Annotated in this window: 17 protein-coding genes; 13 read left to right on the forward strand and 4 right to left on the reverse strand. The window is 55.2% G+C overall.

What is annotated here, in order from left to right; all coding sequences use genetic code 11:
• The first annotated feature begins 3 nt into the window (after positions 1 to 3).
• From malZ to ACB496_RS04805, 4 genes are all read left to right on the forward strand, one after another.
• Complete coding sequence (gene malZ, locus ACB496_RS04790; protein ID WP_371974585.1) at positions 4 to 1,821, forward strand: maltodextrin glucosidase; 1,818 nt, start codon at positions 4 to 6, stop codon at positions 1,819 to 1,821.
• A 200-nt stretch (positions 1,822 to 2,021) separates the two neighbouring features.
• Positions 2,022 to 2,663 carry a hydrolase gene (locus ACB496_RS04795; protein ID WP_100777438.1) on the forward strand — a complete coding sequence of 214 codons (642 nt, stop codon included), beginning with the start codon at positions 2,022 to 2,024 and terminating at the stop codon, positions 2,661 to 2,663.
• A gap of 55 nt (positions 2,664 to 2,718) precedes the next feature.
• On the forward strand, positions 2,719 to 3,264 hold the full coding sequence (locus ACB496_RS04800; protein ID WP_100777437.1) for an antibiotic biosynthesis monooxygenase: 546 nt from the start codon (positions 2,719 to 2,721) through the stop codon (positions 3,262 to 3,264).
• Positions 3,265 to 3,285: 21 nt separating this feature from the next.
• Positions 3,286 to 5,154, forward strand: a complete 1,869-nt coding sequence (locus ACB496_RS04805) for an amidohydrolase (protein WP_371974586.1) — start codon at positions 3,286 to 3,288, stop codon at positions 5,152 to 5,154.
• A 101-nt stretch (positions 5,155 to 5,255) separates the two neighbouring features.
• On the opposite strand, the gene ACB496_RS04810 is transcribed toward ACB496_RS04805, so the two are convergent.
• Together ACB496_RS04810 and acpH are read right to left on the reverse strand one after the other, a co-directional pair.
• Positions 5,256 to 5,858, reverse strand: a complete 603-nt coding sequence (locus ACB496_RS04810; protein ID WP_100777435.1) for a peroxiredoxin — start codon at positions 5,856 to 5,858, stop codon at positions 5,256 to 5,258.
• Between the two features lie 127 nt (positions 5,859 to 5,985).
• A complete protein-coding gene (gene acpH / locus ACB496_RS04815) occupies positions 5,986 to 6,567 on the reverse strand; it encodes an ACP phosphodiesterase (RefSeq protein WP_100777434.1) in 582 nt (193 codons plus the stop codon).
• 91 nt (positions 6,568 to 6,658) lie between these two features.
• Here acpH and queA point away from each other — a divergent pair, with 91 nt between their 5' ends.
• The 6 genes from queA to ACB496_RS04845 all read left to right on the forward strand — a co-directional run bounded on the left by queA (position 6,659) and on the right by ACB496_RS04845 (position 13,616).
• A complete protein-coding gene (gene queA, locus ACB496_RS04820; RefSeq protein WP_123429390.1) occupies positions 6,659 to 7,729 on the forward strand; it encodes a tRNA preQ1(34) S-adenosylmethionine ribosyltransferase-isomerase QueA in 1,071 nt (356 codons plus the stop codon).
• 53 nt (positions 7,730 to 7,782) lie between these two features.
• Positions 7,783 to 8,910, forward strand: a complete 1,128-nt coding sequence (tgt, locus tag ACB496_RS04825) for a tRNA guanosine(34) transglycosylase Tgt (protein WP_100777432.1) — start codon at positions 7,783 to 7,785, stop codon at positions 8,908 to 8,910.
• A 21-nt stretch (positions 8,911 to 8,931) separates the two neighbouring features.
• Positions 8,932 to 9,264, forward strand: coding sequence for a preprotein translocase subunit YajC (yajC, locus tag ACB496_RS04830; protein ID WP_064325012.1), 333 nt, complete (start codon positions 8,932 to 8,934; stop codon positions 9,262 to 9,264).
• A 26-nt stretch (positions 9,265 to 9,290) separates the two neighbouring features.
• Entirely contained in the window at positions 9,291 to 11,138 is a 1,848-nt protein-coding gene (gene secD / locus ACB496_RS04835; protein WP_100777431.1) for a protein translocase subunit SecD, read from the forward strand.
• Between the two features lie 10 nt (positions 11,139 to 11,148).
• Positions 11,149 to 12,120: a protein translocase subunit SecF gene (secF, locus tag ACB496_RS04840; RefSeq protein ID WP_100777430.1), complete on the forward strand. Its 972-nt coding sequence runs from the start codon at positions 11,149 to 11,151 to the stop codon at positions 12,118 to 12,120.
• A gap of 110 nt (positions 12,121 to 12,230) precedes the next feature.
• The gene (locus ACB496_RS04845; protein WP_371974587.1) at positions 12,231 to 13,616 is read left to right on the forward strand and encodes a M24 family metallopeptidase; all 1,386 of its coding nucleotides are present in this window, start codon (positions 12,231 to 12,233) and stop codon (positions 13,614 to 13,616) included.
• A 69-nt stretch (positions 13,617 to 13,685) separates the two neighbouring features.
• On the opposite strand, the gene ACB496_RS04850 is transcribed toward ACB496_RS04845, so the two are convergent.
• Complete coding sequence (locus tag ACB496_RS04850) at positions 13,686 to 14,570, reverse strand: nucleoside-specific channel-forming protein Tsx (RefSeq protein ID WP_102104413.1); 885 nt, start codon at positions 14,568 to 14,570, stop codon at positions 13,686 to 13,688.
• Positions 14,571 to 14,836: 266 nt separating this feature from the next.
• Positions 14,837 to 15,376: a DUF3251 domain-containing protein gene (locus ACB496_RS04855; protein WP_371974588.1), complete on the reverse strand. Its 540-nt coding sequence runs from the start codon at positions 15,374 to 15,376 to the stop codon at positions 14,837 to 14,839.
• A gap of 152 nt (positions 15,377 to 15,528) precedes the next feature.
• Between ACB496_RS04855 and nrdR the strand changes: the two genes are divergently transcribed.
• The 3 genes from nrdR (at position 15,529) to ribE (ending at position 17,644) form a co-directional block, all read left to right on the forward strand.
• Positions 15,529 to 15,978, forward strand: coding sequence for a transcriptional regulator NrdR (gene nrdR, locus ACB496_RS04860; RefSeq protein WP_064325018.1), 450 nt, complete (start codon positions 15,529 to 15,531; stop codon positions 15,976 to 15,978).
• Positions 15,979 to 15,982: 4 nt separating this feature from the next.
• A complete protein-coding gene (gene ribD, locus ACB496_RS04865) occupies positions 15,983 to 17,086 on the forward strand; it encodes a bifunctional diaminohydroxyphosphoribosylaminopyrimidine deaminase/5-amino-6-(5-phosphoribosylamino)uracil reductase RibD (protein ID WP_371974589.1) in 1,104 nt (367 codons plus the stop codon).
• Positions 17,087 to 17,173: 87 nt separating this feature from the next.
• Positions 17,174 to 17,644, forward strand: coding sequence for a 6,7-dimethyl-8-ribityllumazine synthase (ribE, locus tag ACB496_RS04870; RefSeq protein ID WP_100777426.1), 471 nt, complete (start codon positions 17,174 to 17,176; stop codon positions 17,642 to 17,644).
• Positions 17,645 to 17,664: the final 20 nt, after the last annotated feature.

Consider the following 17,664-nt stretch of genomic DNA (forward strand, 5'->3'; position numbering starts at 1 on the left):
GTGATGTTGAACGCCTGGCACCTTCCGGTTGCCCCATTTGTTAAGCAAAACAAAGACAACTTAGTGATTACGCTGTGGCTGACGGGAGAAAATCAGCCGGAGCGCGTCATGCTGCGCGCCGAAGTGGATAACGAAGAGACGGCGCTGACTATGCATAAACAGCGCACGCAGCCGCAGCCGGGCGTCACCGCCTGGCGAGCCACCATTGATCTGTCCCAGGGCCAGCCGCGCCGTCGCTACAGCTTTAAGCTGCTGTGGAACAACCGCCAGCTGTGGTTTACTCCGCAGGGCTTTAGCCGTTTCCCACCCGCACGGCTGGAGCAGTTTGCCGTCGATTACCCGGACAACGGCCCGCAGTGGGTGTACGACCAGGTCTTCTACCAGATCTTCCCTGACCGCTTTGCCCGCAGCCAGCAGCGCACGGCCGATCAGGATCAGGTCTATTTCCACCATGCGGCGGGCCACGACATTATCCGTAGAACCTGGGATGAACCGCTGACGGCGCAGGCCGGCGGATCGACGTTTTACGGCGGCGATCTGGACGGGATCAGTGAAAAACTGCCGTACCTGAAAAAACTGGGGGTGACGGCGCTCTACCTCAATCCGGTGTTTAAAGCCCCGAGCGTGCATAAATACGATACGGAAGATTATCGCCACGTCGACGAGCAGTTTGGCGGCGACGAGGCGCTGCTGCGCCTGCGGGAGAACACGCACCGTGAAGGGATGCGCCTGATTCTCGACGGCGTGTTTAACCACAGCGGGGATTCCCACGCCTGGTTTGACCGCCACAATCGCGCCACGGGCGGCGCCTGTCACAATCCGGAATCTGCCCAGCGCGACTGGTACAGTTTTAACGAAGAGGGGCGAGCGCTCGACTGGCTGGGCTATCCGAGCCTGCCGAAACTCGATTTTCAGTCCCCGACGCTGGTTGACGAAATCTACGGCGGCGAAGACAGCATCGTGCGCCACTGGCTGAAAGCGCCGTGGAACATGGACGGCTGGCGTCTGGACGTGGTGCATATGCTTGGTGAAGCGGGCGGCGCGCGGAACAATCTTCAGCACGTAACCGGCATTACCCAGGCGGCCAAGGCCGCGCAGCCTGAAGCTTTTGTGTTTGGCGAGCATTTTGGCGATGCGCGCCAGTGGCTACAGGCCGATGCGGAAGACGCGGCGATGAACTACCGTGGATTTACCTTCCCGGTATGGGGATTCCTCGCCAATACCGATATCTCGTACGATCCGCAGCACATCGATGCCCAGACCTGTATGGCGTGGATGAATAACTATCGCGCAAGTCTGTCCCATCAGCAGCAGTTGCGGATGTTCAATCAGCTCGACAGCCACGATACCGCGCGCTTTAAATCCCTGTTAGGTAAAGATGTGGCGCGCCTGCCGCTGGCGGTCACCTGGCTCTTTACCTGGCCGGGCGTGCCGTGCATCTACTACGGCGATGAAGTGGGGCTGGATGGCAACAACGATCCGTTCTGTCGCAAAACCTTCCCGTGGGAGAGTGAGAAACAGGACAAAAACCTGCTGGCACTCTATCAGCGGCTGGCGAAACTGCGTAAACACAGTCAGGCGCTGCGCTACGGCGGCTGTCAGGTGGTCTATGCCCACGACAACGTGGTGGTGTTTGCCCGCGTCTATAACCAGCAGCGCGTGCTGGTGGCGATTAACCGCGGGGAGGCCTGTGAGGTGGTGCTGGACGACTCTCCGTTGCTCAATCTCCAGACCTGGCAACTTAAAGAGGGCAAAGGGGATATCCAGGAGGGCGTATTGTCTCTGCCTGCCATTTCGGCCACGGTCTGGTTCGGTAATTAGCCCCTTTCTGCAACGGGCATACGCTGCCCGTTGCAGAATATTCCCCAAAGTCGTTCGGTTAAATTAAACAGAGCGGACAAATATCTTTACTATCCCGCCAATCTATTCTCGCTATACTCAATTTGCTTTATCAGTCAGGGCCCGACCACATATCGCACACATTTAGTTTTCTTTTAACGTATTGATTAAAAGGTACATTTATGTCTATCCGCGAACTGATTGACCCATCAAACTCCACGCTTATTTTTATTGATCACCAGCCGCAAATGTCGTTTGGCGTGGCGAATATTGACCGCCAACTCCTCAAAAATAATACGGTTGCACTGGCGAAAGCAGGCAAAATATTTGATGTGCCGGTTATCTACACCTCGGTCGAAACTAAAAGTTTTAGCGGTTATATCTGGCCGGAATTACTGGCTGTTCACCCGGATGTGAAACCGATTGAACGCACCTCGATGAACTCCTGGGAAGATGATGCGTTTGTTGCGGCAGTCAAAGCAACGGGCCGCAAAAAACTCATCATCTCGGCCCTGTGGACCGAAGTGTGCCTGACTTTCCCGGCGCTGATGGCGCTGGATGAGGGCTTCGAAGTCTACGTCGTAACCGACACCTCAGGCGGCACTTCTGTCGATGCCCATGAACGTGCTATCGACCGTATGGTGCAGGCCGGTGCCGTTCCGGTGACCTGGCAGCAGGTACTGCTGGAGTACCAGCGCGACTGGTCTCGCAAAGAGACTTACGACGCGGTAATGGATCTGGTGCGTGAGCACAGCGGAGCGTACGGGATGGGCGTCGATTATGCCTATACCCTGGTTCACGGCGCGCCTGAGCGTAAAGCGTAAATCCCTCCCGGCGGGTTGATTGAACCCGCCATTTTCATCAGACCTGGATACTCTCATGGCGCAAAATTCACATGTGACGCTGGTGATCACCCATACCCTGCTGGCCGGACAGGCGGCGCGTTACGAACAGTGGCTGGGCAAAATCATGCCCGTGGCCGCAGAATTTCCCGGACACCTCGGCGCGAACGTGATTCGCCCGACGGAGGGGCAAGATCTGTGGACGGTCATTATCCGCTTCGACACCCTCGAACACCTCTATGCCTGGACGCAGTCCGATACCCGTTCAGTGCTGGTCAAAGAGATTGAACCGCTGCTGGCCGAAGGGGACAAAACGGAAGTGCGCACCGAGGCCGCGTTCTGGTTTACGCCGCCGGAGACGCATGTGCGCAAGCCGAAACAGTGGAAACAGTTTCTGATGACGCTGATGGTGATTTTCCCCAGCACGCTCGTCGTACCGCAATTGACCGGCGCGCTGCTTCCAGGCCTGAAAGGGTCTTTATTCCTGCATTTGCTTAACGATGCTTGTGTGGTCGCGCTGGTGGTCTGGTTGTGGATGCCCATCGTGACCCGCCTGTTCGCCGGATGGCTGAAAAAAGCCTGATTCGGCTCAAAGGAGTACGTTATGTCTCAAACGGCCACACTGATCTTAACCAAAGGTCAGATCCATACCCTTGATCGTGAAAATCCGCTCGCTGAGGCGGTGGCCATTGCCAACGGCAAAATCCTCGCCACCGGCAACCACGACCGGGTGATGAGTTACGCCACCGAAGGGACGCAAATAGTCGATCTGAAAGGGAGCACGGTGATCCCCGGTCTCAACGATTCGCACCTGCACCTGATTCGCGGCGGACTGAACTACAACCTTGAGCTGCGATGGGAAGGCGTGCCGTCGCTGGCCGATGCCCTGCGGATGCTGAAAGAGCAGGCCGATCGCACCCCAACGCCCCAGTGGGTGCGCGTGGTCGGCGGCTGGAGCGAATTTCAGTTTGCCGAACGGCGAATGCCGACGATCCAGGAGCTGAACGACGCGGCGCCGGATACACCGGTGTTTGTGCTGCATCTCTATGATCGCGCGCTGCTCAATCGCGCGGCGCTGAAAGCCGTCGGCTACACCAAAGAGACGCCAAACCCGCCGGGCGGTGAAATCGTCCGTGATAATAACGGCAACCCTACCGGGATGCTGATCGCCAAACCGAACGCGATGATCCTCTATTCCACGCTGGCGAAAGGGCCAAAACTGCCGCTGGAACAGCAGGTGAACTCGACGCGCCAGTTTATGCGTGAGCTTAACCGCTTAGGGTTAACCAGCGCGATTGATGCGGGCGGCGGCTTCCAGAATTACCCGGAAGATTACGAAATCGTCGAAGAGCTGCACGCCAAAGAGCAGATGACGATTCGCATCGCCTATAACCTCTTTACCCAGCGGCCAAAGCAGGAGCTGGAAGATTTCGAACGCTGGACCGATATGCTCAAACCTGGGCAGGGCACCGATTTCTATCGCGCCAACGGGGCGGGGGAAATGCTGGTCTTCTCGGCGGCGGACTTTGAAGATTTCCTGCAGCCGCGCCCGGATCTGCCTGAGGGGATGGAAGACGAGCTGGAGCGCGTGGTGCGTCATCTGGTGGAGCAGCGCTGGCCGTTCCGTCTTCACGCTACCTATGACGAATCTATCAGCCGGATGTTGGACGTGTTCGAAAAGGTGAACCGCGACATACCGTTTAACGGCCTGCACTGGTTCTTCGATCACGCGGAAACCATCACTGAGCGTAACATTGAGCGCGTAAAAGCGCTGGGCGGCGGGATTGCGGTGCAGCATCGCATGGCGTTCCAGGGCGAGTATTTTGTCGATCGTTACGGCAAAGAGGCGGTGAAACACACGCCGCCGGTCGCGAAAATGCTGGAGCTGGACGTGCCCGTGGGCTTAGGCACCGACGCTACCCGTGTGGCGAGCTACAACCCGTGGACGGCACTGTACTGGCTGGTCTCCGGTCGCACCGTGGGCGGGCTGTCGATGTATGACGACAGTAACCGACTGCCGCGTGATATCGCATTGGAATTGTGGACGGCAGGCAGCGCGTGGTTCTCCAGCGAGCAGGGCAAGAAAGGCCGCATCGTGGCAGGGCAGCTTGCGGATCTGGTGGTGCTATCAAAAGACTACTTCAGCGTGCCGGAAGAGGAGATCAAAGGCATCGAGTCGGTGCTGACGGTAGTGGATGGCAAAGTGGTGTACGCCGCCGGACAGTTTAGTCCGCTGTCGCCGCCGCCGATCCCGGTTCTGCCGGAGTGGTCGCCGGTGGTGAAAGTGCCGGGGCATTATCGCTCAGCGCCGCCAGTGGCCTCAAATGTCGGAGCCGTTGTGCAGATGCATCAGTGCATCGGCAGCTGCGGAGTCCATGGGCACCAGCACGGTATTGCACGCCAGTCGGGCATTCCGGTATCGGATGACCAGGCTTTCTGGGGCGTGCTGGGCTGCTCGTGTTTCGCGTTTTAACCTGATGATGAGGCCGGGTAGGGCGAAGCTCACTCCCGGAACAGGGTTAAGAGAAAACAAAAAGGCTCGCCTAAGCGAGCCTTTTTTATCATCCGTGCCGATTACAGGCTGGAGACGTTTTCAGTCAGGTATTTAGCCACGCCGTCTGGAGACGCGTTCATGCCTTCTTTACCTTTTTCCCACTGAGCCGGGCACACTTCGCCGTGCTCTTCGTGGAACTGCAGCGCGTCAACCATACGCAGCATTTCGTCGATGTTACGACCCAGTGGCAGATCGTTCACCACCTGGTGACGCACGATGCCGTTCGCGTCGATCAGGAAGGAGCCGCGCAGTGCAACGCCAGCGTCCGGATGTTCGATACCGTAAGCCTGCTGGATTTCGCGTTTGATGTCCGCAACCATTGCGTATTTCACTGCACCGATGCCGCCTTTGTCGACAGGGGTGTTACGCCATGCGTTGTGTACAAATTCGGAGTCGAAGGAAACACCCACAACTTCAACGCCACGTTTCTGGAACTCTTCGTAACGTTTGTCGAATGCGATCAGTTCAGACGGGCAAACAAAAGTGAAGTCCATTGGCCAGAAGAACAGAACGGTAGGTTTACCGTTGGTGTGCTGTTTGAAATTGAAGTTTTCAACGATTTCACCGTTGCCGAGAACGGCTGCAGCTGTAAAATCCGGAGCCGGACGAGTGACCAGAACCATGTGATTCTCCTGTAGTAACTAAGGTTATTTGGAACGCAACGCGGGCCAGTATAGAGAGTGTTCAGCATTAAGACAAAGAGGCGCTGACAATCGTTCAGCCAGTTTTTACCTATCAATCACACTTCTATTAAAGTTGTTTGTTTTTCGCCTGCGCCATCATGCGCGGATAGAACTGCCAGAAACGGGTCTCCAGCGCGTCGTAATGGGTGTCCAGATCCTGCCAGGAGTCGCGCAGGGCATCCAGCCGCGGACGGCGGCTTGCCATGCCGTTAAGCACGCGCTGAATAAATTCCATCTCGCTGTAACGCTCAAGCCAGCGTTCGGACCACAGATAGTCGTTCAGATTGACAAAGCGCGGCGGCGAGTCCGGGAGAATGAGCGCCACCTGCGAATGGGCATAGCGAACAAATTCCGGCAGCGGCAGCTCGGGTGAGAGTTGTGACCAGTGGCGCGAGAGAAAGTGATCCCACATCACATCCAGCGTAATCGGCGCCACGCGGCGGGTTTCAGGGCGAAACCACGCCTTCGCTTCTGTCACTTCCGGCAGGTTATCGGTCAACACATCGATGCGACGATGCATGAAAATACCCTCCACCACCTCCTCGGAATAGTCGTCTGCCGGGTTGCCGCGAACAAAATCGGCCAGCAAATTGCCCGAAAGTGAGCTGTCGGCGAGGTGGGCGAGGTGCAGGTGTGCGAGAAAATTCATGCGTTTTGGTATCCGGATACGGCTAGTTGTTGCAGCAAAGAGGTGTGAGCACTAGACTAAGCCGCCTGTTTTTAAGTCACGAGTATAAGTCATGCGCGTCGCCGATTTCTCCTTTGAATTACCTGAATCCCTGATTGCCCACTATCCGCAGCCGGAGCGCAGTGGTTGCCGCTTGCTTTCGCTGGACGGGCCAACGGGCGCGCTGACGCACGGTACTTTCACCGATCTGCTCGATAAGCTCAACCCTGGCGATCTACTGGTCTTTAACAATACCCGCGTGATCCCGGCGCGTCTGTTTGGCCGTAAAGCCAGCGGTGGCAAGATTGAAGTGCTGGTCGAACGAATGCTCGATGACAAACGTATTCTGGCACATATTCGCGCCTCCAAAGCGCCGAAGCCGGGCGCTGAGCTGCTGCTGGGTGATGACGAAAGCATCAACGCCACCATGACGGCCCGTCACGGCGCGCTGTTTGAAGTCGAGTTTAACGACGAACGCCCGGTGCTGGATATTCTGAACGCCATCGGCCACATGCCGCTGCCGCCGTACATCGACCGCCCGGACGAAGACGCCGACCGCGAGCTGTACCAGACGGTCTACAGCGAAAAACCCGGCGCCGTTGCTGCACCGACTGCCGGTTTGCATTTTGATGAACCGCTGCTGGAAAAACTGCGCGAGAAAGGCATCGAGATGGCGTTTGTCACGCTGCACGTCGGCGCGGGGACGTTCCAGCCGGTGCGCGTGGATTCTATCGAAGACCACATCATGCACTCCGAATACGCGGAAGTGCCGCAAGAGGTGGTTGATGCAGTGCTCGCCGCCAAAGCGCGCAACAACCGCGTGATTGCAGTCGGCACGACCTCCGTTCGTTCGCTGGAAAGCGCGGCGCAGGCGGCTAAAACCGACCTGATTGAGCCATTCTTTGGCGACACGCAAATCTTTATTTACCCAGGCTACCAATACAAAGTGATCGATGCGCTGGTGACGAACTTCCATCTGCCTGAATCGACTTTGATTATGCTGGTGTCGGCGTTTGCCGGTTATCAGCATACAATGAACGCCTATAAGGCTGCGGTAGAACAAAATTATCGCTTTTTTAGCTACGGGGACGCGATGTTTATCACGTACAATCCGCAGGCTTTGAATGAGCGTGTCGGGGACTGATTCCGCGACACCGTATGAAAACGTCGGACTGTTTTTCTGACGCTGGAGAAAAAATGAAATTTGAACTCGATACCACCGACGGACGCGCGCGCCGTGGCCGCCTGGTGTTTGATCGCGGCGTGGTTGAAACGCCAGCCTTTATGCCTGTGGGCACCTACGGCACCGTAAAAGGGATGACGCCGGAAGAAGTTGAAGCGACCGGCGCACAGATTATCCTCGGTAACACCTTCCACCTGTGGCTGCGCCCAGGCCAGGAAGTGATGAAACTGCACGGCGATCTGCATGATTTCATGCAGTGGAAAGGTCCAATCCTGACCGACTCCGGCGGTTTCCAGGTGTTCAGCTTGGGTGATATCCGTAAAATCACCGAACAAGGCGTACACTTCCGTAACCCTATTAACGGCGATCCGATCTTCCTCGATCCTGAAAAATCCATGGAAATTCAGTACGATCTCGGCTCTGACATCGTGATGATCTTCGACGAATGCACGCCATATCCTGCAGACTGGGATTACGCGAAGCGTTCAATGGAGATGTCTCTGCGTTGGGCGAAGCGTAGCCGTGACCGTTTTGACGGGCTGGAAAACAAAAATGCGCTGTTCGGGATTATTCAGGGCAGCGTTTACGAAGATTTACGCGATATCTCTGTTAAAGGTCTGGTAGAGATAGGTTTTGATGGCTACGCTGTCGGCGGTTTGGCTGTGGGTGAGCCGAAGGAAGACATGCACCGTATTCTGGAGCATGTTTGCCCGCAAATCCCTGCGGATAAACCGCGATACCTGATGGGCGTGGGTAAACCAGAAGATCTGGTTGAAGGTGTGCGCCGCGGCATCGATATGTTCGACTGCGTCATGCCAACCCGCAACGCGCGTAACGGACACCTGTTTGTTACTGACGGTGTGGTGAAAATCCGTAACGCGAAGCATAAAAATGACACCAGCACGCTGGATGCTGAGTGTGATTGTTATACCTGTCGTCACTATTCTCGCGCATATTTGTATCATCTTGATCGTTGCAATGAGATTTTAGGCGCGCGTCTCAATACCATTCATAACCTTCGTTATTATCAGCGTTTAATGGCTGGTTTACGTAAGGCTATCGAAGAGGGTAAATTAGAGAGCTTCGTGACTGATTTTTACCAACGCCAGGGTCGTGATGTTCCACCTTTGAACGTTGACTAATTTAATAATGAGGGAATTTGAATGAGCTTTTTTATTTCTGATGCGGTAGCAGCAACAGGCGCTCCGTCGCAGGGCAGCCCGATGTCTCTGATTCTGATGCTGGTGGTGTTTGGTCTGATCTTCTACTTCATGATCCTGCGCCCACAGCAGAAACGTACCAAAGAACACAAAAACCTGATGAACTCTATCGCAAAAGGCGATGAAGTGCTGACCAATGGCGGTCTGGTGGGTCGTGTGACGAAAGTGGCTGAAACTGGCTACATCTCTATCGCACTGAACGACACCACTGAAGTGGTTATCAAACGTGACTTCGTTGCTGCCGTACTGCCGAAAGGCACGATGAAGGCGCTGTAATCCAACTTTTCCCAAAGGGAACTGCCGTGTTAAACCGTTATCCTTTGTGGAAGTACATCATGCTGGTCGTCGTGATTATCGTCGGCCTGCTGTACGCACTTCCCAACCTGTATGGTGAGGATCCGGCCGTTCAAATCACTGGCGCGCGCGGTGTCGCCGCCAGTGAGCAAACGCTGATCCAGGTCCAGAAAACGTTACAAGAAGAAAAAATTACCGCTAAGTCTGTGGCACTGGAAGAGGGCGCAATTCTTGCTCGCTTCGACACCACCGACACGCAGCTCCGCGCACGTGAAGCGCTGATGGGCGTGCTGGGTGACAAATATGTCGTGGCGTTAAACCTTGCTCCTGCAACCCCGCGTTGGTTAGCCTCCATCAATGCAGAGCCGATGAAACTCGGTCTTGATCTGCGTGGCGGCGTTCACTTCCTGATGGAAGTGGATATGGATACCGCGCTCGGCAAGCTGCAGGAACAGAACATTGATAGCCTGCGCAGCGATCTGCGTGAAAAAAGCATTCCTTACACCACTGTGCGTAAGGAAGATAACTACGGTCTGAGCATCACCTTCCGTGACGCAACGGCTCGCGATCAGGCGGTCGATTATCTGGCTGCACGTCATCGCGATCTGGTTATTTCACGCCAGGGTAGCAATCAGCTGCGTGCCGTCATGACCGATACGCGTCTGAGCGAAGCGCGCGAATACGCGGTTCAGCAAAACATCAATATCCTGCGTAACCGTGTGAACCAGCTGGGTGTTGCTGAGCCACTGGTACAGCGTCAGGGTGCTGACCGTATCGTGGTTGAGCTGCCAGGTATCCAGGATACCGCGCGCGCCAAAGAGATTTTGGGTGCGACAGCCACCCTGGAATTCCGCCTGGTGAACACCAACGTGGATCAATCCGCTGCGGCATCGGGTCGTGTTCCGGGTGACTCAGAAGTGAAACAGACACGTGAAGGTCAGCCTGTTGTGCTGTACAAACGCGTGATTCTGACCGGTGACCACATCACCGATTCCACTTCGAACCAGGATGAATACAACCAGCCGCAGGTTAACATCTCGCTTGATAGCGCGGGTGGTAACATCATGTCCAACTTCACGAAGGATAACATCGGTAAACCGATGGCGACTCTGTTCGTGGAGTACAAAGACAGCGGTAAGAAAGATGCCAACGGTCGTGCGGTTCTGGTGAAAGAGGAAGAGGTGATTAACATCGCCAACATCCAGTCTCGCCTGGGCAACAGCTTCCGTATTACGGGCATCAACAACCCGAACGAAGCGCGTCAGCTCTCTCTGCTGCTGCGTGCCGGTGCGTTGATTGCGCCGATTCAGATTGTTGAAGAGCGTACTATCGGTCCAACGCTGGGTATGCAAAACATCACTCAGGGTCTGGAAGCCTGTCTGGCCGGTCTGGCGGTTTCAATCATCTTCATGCTCTTCTTCTATAAGAAGTTTGGCCTGATTGCGACTACCGCGCTGATTGCAAACCTGGTGCTGATCATCGGTATCATGTCCCTGCTGCCAGGGGCTACGCTGACCATGCCGGGTATCGCGGGTATCGTTCTAACCCTTGCGGTGGCGGTTGACGCCAACGTATTGATAAACGAGCGTATTAAAGAAGAACTGAGCAACGGTCGCTCCGTACAACAAGCGATCGATGAAGGCTATAAAGGCGCATTCAGCTCCATCTTCGATGCGAACGTGACAACACTGATTAAGGTTCTGATCCTGTATGCAGTGGGTACTGGCGCGATCAAAGGCTTTGCTATCACCACCGGTATCGGTGTGGCAACGTCAATGTTTACCGCTATTGTCGGCACCCGTGCCATCGTGAACCTGCTGTATGGCGGCAAGCGCGTCAAAAAGCTGTCTATCTGAGGAGTGCGTTGTGGCACAGGAATATACTGTTGAACAATTGAACCATGGCCGTAAAGTCTGGGACTTTATGCGCTGGGACTACTGGGCCTTCGGCATTTCAGGTTTTCTCCTGATTGTGTCTATCGCCATTATCGGTGTCCGTGGTTTTAACTGGGGTCTCGATTTCACCGGTGGTACGGTGATCGAAATTACCCTGGAAAAACCGGCTGACATGGACCAGATGCGTCTGGCGCTGCAGAAAGCGGGCTTCGAAGAGCCGCAGCTGCAGAACTTCGGCAGCAGCCGCGACATCATGGTGCGTATGCCTCCGGTTCACGATGCCAATGGCAGCCAGGAGCTGGGCAGCAAAGTCGTTAACGTGATTAACGAAGCGACCAGCCAGGACGCCACGGTTAAACGTATCGAATTCGTCGGCCCAAGCGTCGGGGCAGATCTGGCGCAGAATGGTGCACTGGCACTGCTGGCCGCGCTGATCTCGATTCTGGTGTACGTTGGTTTTCGTTTCGAATGGCGTCTGGCGGCCGGTGTGGTTATCGCACTGGCGCACGACGTGGTTATCACCATGGGTGTGTTGTCTCTGTTCCATATTGAGGTTGACCTGACCATCGTGGCCTCGTTGATGTCGGTTATCGGTTACTCACTGAACGACAGCATTGTGGTATCTGACCGTATTCGTGAGAACTTCCGTAAGATCCGTCGCGGTACGCCGTACGAAATCTTTAACGTTTCTCTGACCCAAACGCTGCACCGTACGTTGATCACATCCGGGACAACCTTGATGGTTATCCTGATGCTGTTCCTCTTCGGTGGCCCGATTCTGGAAGGCTTCTCGCTGACCATGCTGATCGGTGTGTCTATCGGTACAGCGTCTTCTATTTACGTCGCGTCCGCGCTGGCGTTGAAACTGGGCATGAAGCGTGAGCATCTGCTGCAGCAGAAAGTTGAAAAGGAAGGGGCGGATCAGCCGTCCATCCTGCCGTAACGGCAACAGCAATCTGATAACGGAATCCCGGTCGCAAGGCCGGGATTTTTTTATTACAGCTATCTCAAATTTGGTTACTCTCGCATTGTGAATCGCAATGACATGGAGTAATGCTGATGGTCACCCTTTCTTCCATTCCCCAGCCTGCCGTCTGGCATGGCGTGCCTTCCGTAATGTTGAGCGACGAAACCCTGCGTCAGCGAAAAGCCAGTATACTGAGCAAGATGCAACAGCACGGGCTGGACGCGCTGATTGTCTACGCGGATAAAGAGCACGGCGGTAACTTCGAATATCTGACCGGGTTTATTCCCCGCTTTGAAGAGGCGCTATTGGTGCTGCAGGCTTCGGGGGAGGCGGTGCTGGTGCTGGGCAATGAAAACCTGAAGCTGGCCGCCCATGCACGGCTCACAAACCGGGTGATTCATGCTCCGTGGTTTTCGCTACCCAATCAGCCGATGGATAACAAAAAACCGCTGCCGGAACTGCTGAAGGAAGCGGGCATAACGGCAGGTAAAAAACTTGGGCTGGCGGGCTGGAAGCTGTTTACCGGCTCGGGCGACGATGCGCATCAGATGTTTGATTTACCCGCTTTTATTGTCGATGCCATTCGCCTGGCGGGAGAGGGGACGGCGCAGCTGCGCAATGCCACGGGCATTTTTATCGATCCTGACGGCGGCGTGCGTACGGTCAACAACGCCAACGAACTGGCGCACTACGAATATGGTGCGAATCTGGCCTCAACGGCGATCCTCACGGCGTTAAATGCCATCGAACCCGGTAAAACCGAAAAACAGATCGCATCGCTGCTGGCGGCAGAAGGCCAACCGAATAATGTCGTCACCATCGCTGCGACGGGCGATCGCTTTGCCTGGGCTAACCTTTATCCCGGAGATAAAGTTATTCAGCGCGGTGATAAATTTTCCCTCACCACCAGCTACAAAGGTGGGTTGACCAGCAGAGCGGCATATGTCGTGGCGAATGCGTCGGAGCTTGCGCCCGACGTCGCAGACTATCTCGATGTGGTGGCAAAACCCTATTTCTGTGCGGTCGTCGCCTGGCTTGAACATCTGCACATCGGGATGAAAGGCGGCGAGATGTACGACGTAATCGAGCGGATATTACCAAAAGCCGAGTATCACTGGCACCTGAATCCGGGGCATCTGGTGGCGGATGAAGAGTGGCTCTGTTCGCCCATTGGTCCGGATTCGGCCGCGACCTTGAAAAGTGGAATGCTCCTGCAAATCGACATCATTCCGTCGAGAGCGGGATACGCCGGGGCCAGCATTGAAGATACCGTCGCGCTGGCGGATGATACGCTGCGTCATACGCTGGCAAGTGACTACCCCGCGCTCTGGCAGCGCATTGTGGCGCGTCGGGCATACATTGCCGAGCACATCGGAATCAGGCTGCCGGATGAGGTACTGCCGATGTCCAACACCGTCGGCTATTTACGTCCGTGGCTGCTGGATCAGGGCCGGGCGCTGGTCTGCAACTAACAAAAAAGCCAGCATTGCGCTGGCTTTTTGATGCCGGATGGCGGTTCGCTTATCCGGCCTGCGGCAAGATTAGAAGTTGTAACCTACAACCAGGTAACCACCCCAACCGGTAGAACGTACGCTGAAATCACCGTTACCGAAGTTCAGGCTCGCGTCGTCGTTCCACTGGCCACCGTTGTGCCAGTAACGAGCAACCACGGAGTAGTGCCAGTGATCGTAGTTCAGCGCCAGGATGTGGCTGGAGGCGATGGAGTCGTTGGTACGCGCTTTCTTACCGTTCAGGTCACGGAAGTCGTTGTCGCCCAGGTCTGAACCCCAGTCAAAGTTGGTGAAACCGATATAGCTCAGGTTACCGCCCCACAGCTGGGTAATTGGCACAAAGTATTTCACTTTGAAACGGTAGCCATCCCACTCGTTTTCGTTCGCGGCACCGTAGTTCTGCCACTGGTATTTGGCATACACGTTCATGGACAGGCTCATCGGCAGACCGGTGTCGATGTCAGTACCCAGACCCATGTACCAGGTGCTCTGACGGCCCGATGCGTTGCGGCCCATATCGTAGATGTAGTTGTTCGCGACATACCACTCTTTGAACGGACCGAAGCTCAGGTCTGCGCCCGTCAGCTTGTCGATAGAGAAGCGCGGTTCGATTTCCATGAACAGCGGAGAACCGTGGTTCCAGATACCTTTCGCATCGGTGTTACCACCGAAGAAGACCGGTGCATCGGCGTAACCGTAGAAATCAAACCAGTCTTTCTTGGCGAAAGCTTCGTACTCCAGATAGGTATCGTTGCGGATCTGAGGTCCGAAGCGGGTGTGGTAGCTACCAACCACGTTGACGCTCTGATGCCACCAGTCGGAAACATATTCAGGTTTTGAATTTTCAGCTGCGTTTACAGCGAAAGAGGAAGACAGTGCCAGAACTGCACCGGCTGCTAATACTGTTTTTTTCATAATCATGCCACTGATTGAAAATCCCTTTCGGGATGTGAAAGATGCGCGAATTGCGTTTCTAAATATTTCGTGTTTCTGCGGAGCCTATTATAGGAATCCCTGCTCACAAAAATATGTGTTGTTTCACATATCTCTCATGAGCGTAATCGATTGCGTTCACGTTTGCGTACTTTAAACGGCGGGGATTGTAACGGCAATCATTTATCTTGCCAATGTTTCGGAATGTAAGAGAGAGCGGAACGCGGTAAACGTTCCGCTAAAGAGTGTTACTGGGCGGCAGGCTGAATATCGTGGATACGGATGAAACCTAACTGCTCTGGCGTGGTGCCGTTTAACTGCAGTGGGATATCGACATCGCTCGGTGCGAGCACGCTGGCAGGTGCGGTAATTAACTGGTTTTGCACGTTAACCTCCTGATAGCTTTCGGTCGTTCCCTGCAGCTGGCCCCATTCGACCGTGCCGCTAAAGGCTGGCAGCGGATCGTTGGACTGGCCCCGGATGCGCAGGGTGGCGCGTGTGCCGTCGGCGTTAGGTGCCACATTGACCAGCGACATGCGCAGCGTACCAATTTGACTTTTCAGCAGGGCGGGCGTGTTGGCGCCCGGCAACAGATAAACGCCGCTACTGGATTTCGCGTTCAGGGCATTTTGCTGCGTGATTTTAACCGTTTCCTGGTTCAGATTAGTCATCGCCGTGTTGAGCGTATTAACGCTCTGTTTCATCTGGCGAACTTCGCTTTGCTGTGCGCAGGCGCTAAGGGTGAAGAGGCTTCCCACCACGAGAATTCTTAGGTAACGTCTTGTCATTGCGTTTAATTCCTTGAAATAACGGATGTCCTAATGGTAGCCAGTAACTCGCCGTCAGGTATAGATCCTTTGTCTCAAAAGCGCTCTTCCTTTGTTGTCGGCCCAGTTCAGGGTAAAATAGAGTTCAGTTAACCAGATAGCCAGGACACCGTATGCATTGCCCATTCTGTTCCGCTGTGGATACCAAAGTAATCGACTCCCGTCTTGTAGGTGAAGGCTCCTCTGTCCGTCGTCGTCGGCAGTGTCTGGTCTGCAACGAACGTTTCACCACCTTCGAAGTGGCAGAGCTGGTGATGCCGCGCGTGGTGAAAAGTAACGATGTACGTGAGCCATTTAACGAAGAGAAGCTGCGCAGAGGGATGCTAAAAGCACTGGAAAAACGGCCAGTCAGCGCAGATGACGTCGAAATGGCGCTTAATCACATTAAATCGCATCTGCGTGGCACCGGCGAGCGCGAAGTGCCGAGCAAAATGATCGGTAACCTGGTGATGGAGCAGCTCAAAAAGCTCGATAAAGTGGCTTACATCCGCTTTGCTTCCGTCTATCGCAGCTTCGAAGACATCAAAGAGTTCGGCGAAGAGATCGCCCGCCTACAGGATTAAGCCCATGCAGGATGAGATTTACATGGCGCGAGCGATGAAACTCGCGCAGCGCGGACGCTTCACCACCCATCCCAATCCGAACGTGGGCTGCGTGATTGTCAAAGACGGCGTTGTTGTGGGCGAGGGTTTCCATTATCGCGCCGGTGAGCCGCATGCTGAAGTGCATGCGTTACGCATGGCGGGCGAAAAGGCCCGTGGCGCAACGGCCTATGTGACCCTTGAACCCTGCAGCCATCATGGCCGCACGCCGCCGTGCTGCGAAGCATTAATTGCCGCAGGCGTGGCGCGCGTGGTGACCTCCATGCAGGACCCGAACCCGCAGGTGGCGGGGCGTGGTCTTTATCGCCTGCAGCAGGAGGGCATCGACGTCAGCCACGGGCTGATGATGAACGATGCTGAGGCGCTGAATAAGGGGTTTCTCAAGCGGATGCGGACCGGCTTCCCCTACATTCAGCTGAAGCTGGGCGCCTCTCTTGACGGTCGCACGGCGATGGCCAGCGGTGAAAGCCAGTGGATCACCTCCCCGCAGGCAAGGCGCGATGTGCAACGTCTGCGCGCGCAAAGCCATGCTATTCTCACCAGCAGTGAGACGGTGCTGGCAGACGATCCGGCGATGACCGTGCGTTGGGAAGAGCTTGATGCCGATACCCGGGCGCTCTATCCAGAGGAAAATCTGCGTCAGCCGTTGCGTATTGTGCTGGATCGTCAGAATCGCCTGACGCCCGCTCACCGTATCGTGCAGCAGCCGGGTGAAACCTGGATTGCACGTACGCAAGAAGACAGTCGTGAATGGCCGGACGCGGTGCGCAGCATTATGGTGCCGGCGCATCACGGTCATATCGATTTAGTGGTGCTGATGATGCTGCTGGGTAAACAGCAGGTGAACAGCATCTGGGTTGAAGCCGGGCCTACGCTTGCCGGTGCGTTATTGCAGGCAGGGCTTGTGGATGAACTGATTGTCTACGTTGCGCCTAAACTGTTAGGTACCGATGCGCGTGGCCTGTTTGTGCTGCCCGGCCTTGAAAAACTGGCCGATGCGCCGCAACTCAAATTCAGCGAAATTCGGCAGGTTGGCCCCGACGTGTGCCTGCATTTAATCCCTGCGTGAGGCTTTCTGAAATAGAGAAGCAGTGCGCGAAGTATTATGATAAAATCCGCCCCCCTGCGGGGCCAAATGAACCCGTAAAGGAAGAGTATGAATATTATTGAAGCTGCTGTTGCTACCCCGGACGCTCGCGTCGCCATCACTATTGCGCGTTTCAACAACTTCATCAACGAAAGCCTGCTGGACGGTGCGATTGACGCCCTGAAACGTATTGGCCAGGTTAAAGATGACAATATTACCGTTGTTTGGGTTCCAGGTGCCTACGAACTGCCGTTGGCAGCGGGCGCTTTGGCGAAAACCGGTAAATACGACGCGGTGATTGCGCTGGGTACGGTGATTCGTGGCGGTACTGCTCACTTCGAATACGTTGCGGGTGGTGCAAGCAATGGTCTGGCGCACGTGGCACAGGATGCTGAAATTCCTGTCGCATTCGGCGTACTGACTACTGAAAGTATTGAACAAGCCATCGAACGCGCTGGCACCAAAGCCGGTAACAAAGGTGCAGAAGCTGCACTGACCGCGCTTGAAATGATCAACGTATTGAAAGCCATTAAGGCCTGATTTTTTTGTAAGGGGAATTC

Origin of the sequence: Lelliottia nimipressuralis (assembly GCF_041464075.1) — a bacterium.
In the GTDB taxonomy this organism is placed as follows: Bacteria; Pseudomonadota; Gammaproteobacteria; order Enterobacterales; family Enterobacteriaceae; genus Enterobacter; species Enterobacter nimipressuralis.

Bases quoted from the DNA above. Each gene is read 5' to 3' on its own strand.
- ribD (WP_371974589.1), top strand. From the start codon at position 15,983: ATGCAGGATGAGATTTACATGGCGCGAGCGATGAAACTCGCGCAGCGC.
- acpH (WP_100777434.1), bottom strand. From the start codon at position 6,567: ATGAATTTTCTCGCACACCTGCACCTCGCCCACCTCGCCGACAGCTCA.
- ACB496_RS04800 (WP_100777437.1), top strand. From the start codon at position 2,719: ATGGCGCAAAATTCACATGTGACGCTGGTGATCACCCATACCCTGCTG.
- ACB496_RS04855 (WP_371974588.1), bottom strand. From the start codon at position 15,376: ATGACAAGACGTTACCTAAGAATTCTCGTGGTGGGAAGCCTCTTCACC.
- ACB496_RS04805 (WP_371974586.1), top strand. From the start codon at position 3,286: ATGTCTCAAACGGCCACACTGATCTTAACCAAAGGTCAGATCCATACC.
- queA (WP_123429390.1), top strand. From the start codon at position 6,659: ATGCGCGTCGCCGATTTCTCCTTTGAATTACCTGAATCCCTGATTGCC.
- yajC (WP_064325012.1), top strand. From the start codon at position 8,932: ATGAGCTTTTTTATTTCTGATGCGGTAGCAGCAACAGGCGCTCCGTCG.
- tgt (WP_100777432.1), top strand. From the start codon at position 7,783: ATGAAATTTGAACTCGATACCACCGACGGACGCGCGCGCCGTGGCCGC.
- ACB496_RS04845 (WP_371974587.1), top strand. From the start codon at position 12,231: ATGCTGATGGTCACCCTTTCTTCCATTCCCCAGCCTGCCGTCTGGCAT.
- malZ (WP_371974585.1), top strand. From the start codon at position 4: ATGTTGAACGCCTGGCACCTTCCGGTTGCCCCATTTGTTAAGCAAAAC.
- nrdR (WP_064325018.1), top strand. From the start codon at position 15,529: ATGCATTGCCCATTCTGTTCCGCTGTGGATACCAAAGTAATCGACTCC.
- ACB496_RS04795 (WP_100777438.1), top strand. From the start codon at position 2,022: ATGTCTATCCGCGAACTGATTGACCCATCAAACTCCACGCTTATTTTT.
- ACB496_RS04850 (WP_102104413.1), bottom strand. From the start codon at position 14,570: ATGAAAAAAACAGTATTAGCAGCCGGTGCAGTTCTGGCACTGTCTTCC.
- ribE (WP_100777426.1), top strand. From the start codon at position 17,174: ATGAATATTATTGAAGCTGCTGTTGCTACCCCGGACGCTCGCGTCGCC.
- ACB496_RS04810 (WP_100777435.1), bottom strand. From the start codon at position 5,858: ATGGTTCTGGTCACTCGTCCGGCTCCGGATTTTACAGCTGCAGCCGTT.